The 4,625-nt window shown below is 43.3% G+C and carries 1 protein-coding gene; it reads left to right on the top strand.

The window, feature by feature from the left end; genetic code table 11:
* On the top strand, positions 1-4,625 hold a 4,625-nt coding region (locus Q8907_12995; protein MDP4275187.1), incomplete at both ends, for a hypothetical protein.

Raw genomic sequence — 4,625 nt, 5'->3', positions numbered from 1 at the left:
TTACAACAACCTGGTTATTAATCTTGACCAGTCCTCGCGTATCGTATACCCCATGGCAGATATGACCATTAATGGCAATCTGGCCATAAAAAAAGGAACGTTCAGGATTTGCGATAATTCTGTGCCTGCTTCGGATTTACGTTTAACTATTGATGTCAAAGGGGATGTCAATGTTGGCGCTTCAGGTGCAATATCCGTAGGGACAAGGGCTACAAATACTTCTTATTTGCCATTCGCCGGAGCCCCGTTTGCAGCAGGAACACCAGATACGGGTTATGTGGCAGGTTCAAAGGTGTCTCGTTACTATGATATTTACCACAAATTTTATATAGGAGGAAGCCTTAATAACAATGGAACAGTAAAATTTATCAGTAAGAATGTCAAGGTTCCTAACTTTCTGTATTATACCCATGAAGCTGCTGCAACGGTCCGTTTTTATGGAGCACATGATGCCAATCTTTTTTGTAACGGGACAACAGATTTTTATAATCTGATTGTTGACAAAGGCAGCGACCAGACTTACAGGTTAAATCTGGATACCGACGATCCTGCTCATTTTCGGCTTTATGGAAGAAATGACCAGCCTGGCGGGTCCAGGCCGGCTAAAGGAAATCCTGAATTAAGAAAAGCCCTGTGGATCAAAAATGGAACGCTCAGACTGACCGGCTATGCCACCCTGCCTTCGTTATCAGAAGGCACATACTGGAGTTCCGACTTTGATGCGGATTTTTATATTCCTTCCAATGGGGCGCTGATATTGGACGGGCCCAATGTAACCGTAATGTCTACTGCCGATAATTATAAGGAAATAAATGCTGCCTGGGGATTTCATGAAGCAGACAATACAAATTTTAATGTTAATCCAAATGCCAATTGTTCCTCTTTTTCAATATATGGAAAATTAATTGTCAATGATGGTTATTTATCCGGCCGGAATTCGGGCGGTTTTATTTTCTGGTCGGTTGCCAGCGGTTTGCTTCAGATAAATGGAGGCACTGTGGATGCAACGCAGATACGTTCTGCTCATAGCGCCACCGGGATTGCTTCCTTCATACAAACTGGAGGAATATTGAACCTGCGCGGTTTTTATCTGAATAAGACCTCGGCGGTCAGTTCCTGGAATGATTTGCGAACGGTACCGATTGACTTCACTAACCATTCAAATTCACCGTCCCGTGCTTTGCAGGTCGGGAAGGGAACTTTAAATATTGAGGATCCTGAAAACCTGTTTTCCATGACAGGAGGCATCATGAATATTTATGATGTCTGTGATCAAAGTAGCGGCGACCTTGTGGTGGATATAAAGTCAGAATCTCAGAATATTAAAGTAACGGGGGGCACCATAAATATTTTTAGCTCCAGCGGCTTGGCAGAGAAAATTGCGACTACGGCTCCGTTAGGAAATATAAGCATTACCAGGACTGCAGGCAATGCCCCGGTTATTTTGGGGAAAAATCTGAATGTCCTGGGCAATCTCAGTATCAATTCCTCTGCTTTATTTGATGCCGCTTCTTTTGATGTCGCTGTTGGAGGTGATTTTACAATTCAGAATAATGCCTTGTATACACCTGGCAGCAACAACACTATTTTCAATGGAAACCGGGGACAATCTTTTATTGTTGGAGGTACAATCAATGGCGGATTAAATAATCTGAACATTACAAAAGGCTCAAATACTATTCTTTCCAATAACATCACTGTTAATGGAAATTTGTCTATCGATTCAGCCTGCATTTTAAATGACGGAGGTAATCAAATTAATATAGGTTCTGATGGGATTGCTACGAATAATTTGGTCAATAATTCAGGCCGGCATGTCAGTTCATTGAATGGCAGTACCATATTTAATGGAATTGGCAATCAGATAATTGGGGGCAGTGGGAATGGTATTTGGGCAAACTTAAACCTGAATAAAACCGGCGGTTCTGTTATATTTTCTTCCGATCAGACCATCAACGGTGATTTGCGCCTGACCAATTCGCAGGGTATCCTGAATATTGGTTCATTCAGGTTGTCTTTATCCGGGAATTCGCATGTTTACGATGCATTAACCGGGACTACGTCCAATTTTAATGCCGGCAGGATGATATTGACATCGGGTAACCGCAGTGATGGCGGATTGAATAAAACATTTAATTCGGCCAATTCTTTTGTTTTCCCTGTAGGAACGACTGCTTATTATACCCCTGTTTCCATAGAGTTTAAAACTGCTCCGGCTGCATATGGTTCTGTTAGCGTAAGTCCTGTAACTGGCAAGCATCCTCTTGTCCAGGGAACCAATGCACTTGCTTATTACTGGAAAACGGCGGGTACAGGATTTACAGGCATTTCTCCCCATTCCGTCGTCATGAAGTATTATTATAATGAGGCCTTTGTGCAGGGCACTGAAGCGGATTATGTTCCGGCTGTTTTCAATTCTCCCTCATGGTCTTATATGAATGATCCTTTTAAGGTGAATGATGCGGAAAATGAGATTCTTTGCGATACTTCAAGTTTTATAACCGGCGAATATACTGCAGGGCCGCCTGATGTATTTGGCACAGTCCAGACCTATTATAGCCGTGATGCGGCTGAAAATATCAAAACCACCGGGGCTTCCTGGGAAGATGCCGGCAGTTGGTCCACCGATCCTGTCTTGAAATGGGCCGGAGCGGCAGCTTCGTCTGCTCCCTGTGCTGCCTGTCGGGTTGTAATTGGTGACGGCTTTACCTATAATCATAAAATAAATATTAACAGCAATGGGGCTATTTCTCCTTACCTTCAAATCCGCTATGGCTCGACGCTGGATTTGGGCATGACTACCGGTCATACTCTTTTAATCATTGCCGATGAAAAATACAGTGAAATGGGAACCTTGAGGATTTCATCTGCCACAGAGGGAGGAATTGCTGAATTTCCACAGGGTGATTGGGGCTCTTTTACCGGAAAACAGGGGGGTACCGTGGAATATTATTCGGATGCGGCAGATAACCATAGTTTTACCATTCCTTTGATTTCTGCCGGTATGGCTCCAGCAGGGGCTAAGTCTTTGGATCATTATGATCATCTGAAACTTTCTCCGGCTGATGGTAAAATCATTACAATGCCAGACCAAAATATCAGTGTTTTGGGGAATATGACTGTAGCCGGAAATAATACGGGCACAGCAGTTCTGAATTCCATTTCATCGCGTACTCTTTCAGTTGCCGGGAATTTGTTGATTCAAGGCGGGGCATTGCGCTATAATAACGGTACGGCCCAGACGGTGAAGGTTAACGGCAATGTAAATATTGGATCGGGCACATTCGAGGTTAGCAACAGTGGAGGTACTCCGACTAACTTGCTGTTTATCGGTGGCGGTTTGAACAACAAAGGTATTTTCAATATGAACAATACCGGGATCTGCGAGGTGACTTTCACCGGTAGTTCAAATGCCCAGTTGACCGGCACCGGCTCGAATAATTTTCATTTATTGACTATAGATAAAGGTAATTCTTCAACTTCTGTTTTAGATGTATTACTTACCGGCAGTGGCAACCTGACATTGCCCAATACGGCCCAGGCTTTGTTTTTAACCAACGGTACGTTCAGGGTTACTTCAGCTCCTCCGATTATTTTAACCACCACTGCTGATTTTCTGATTCCTGAAACTGGTTGCCTGTCGGTTAAAGGCGGTTCTGTCATTGTTGCCTCCGGGTTGAGCAATAACGGAATTAAACTGAATGGGAAACTTGAGGTTTTAGCTGGAAAATTAATTATAGGAGATACAACTCAAACTTCATATCACAATGACATTGAATATGCCGATGCTGCAAATCCTCAGATTGAAATAGATGGCGGTTACCTTGCATTGAATGGACAGATTCGCAGGAATACGCAAAATGTCGAAGGACATCTGTCCTACAGGCAGACCGGGGGCTCAGTGAAAATTATGGGGAAACAAACCCAACATGCCGATTTACAGGATACACGTGCTAAACTTGAAATTTGTAACAAGGGCAGTAAATTCGTGATGTCTGGAGGCACCCTTGTTGTTCAGAGGGGAGGCGGCGGCGATTTTGGCGATGTCTACCTTCGTCCGGATATCGATATAATCAGCGGAGGTACATTGATTTTTAGGCATCCCGGTGGAACAGAAACCGATCAAACATATATACTTGATGCCACTTGTCCCTTGTTTAATCTTTCGCTAAACGGGAATAATTCACATACTTCCACATTGGGGATACATGTCAATCCCATACACCTTTTAAACAACTTGTCTATTGGAGATAATCTTAGTACGCTAAATTTAAATAATCTGGATGTATATGTTGGAGGGGATTTTACCAACAACGGCGCGTATAATCCTGGTAGCGGTAATGCCATTTTTAATGGAAGCGGAGCGCAGATTGCACAGTTAAATTCTGTCACTTCTTTCTATAAACTTACGGTTGACAAGGCAGATGGAGTTTTAAGCTTTGCCGGCAGCAAACAGCCTGTCATAACCGACACATTGAGTATTTTAAACGGAACTCTTAATGATGGGACGGCCACTGTTTCTGTTTTGGGTGATGTGATCAATAATGCCGTTCATTCCAGCGGAAGTGGCAATATCACTTTGGCTGGTTCCAGAAAACAAATGATATCCGGTAATGGGAACGGAC

The sequence above is a fragment of the Bacteroidota bacterium genome (genome assembly GCA_030706565.1).
Classification (GTDB): Bacteria; Bacteroidota; Bacteroidia; order Bacteroidales; family JAUZOH01; genus JAUZOH01.
This window is presented reverse-complemented; position numbering and strand designations above follow the sequence as displayed.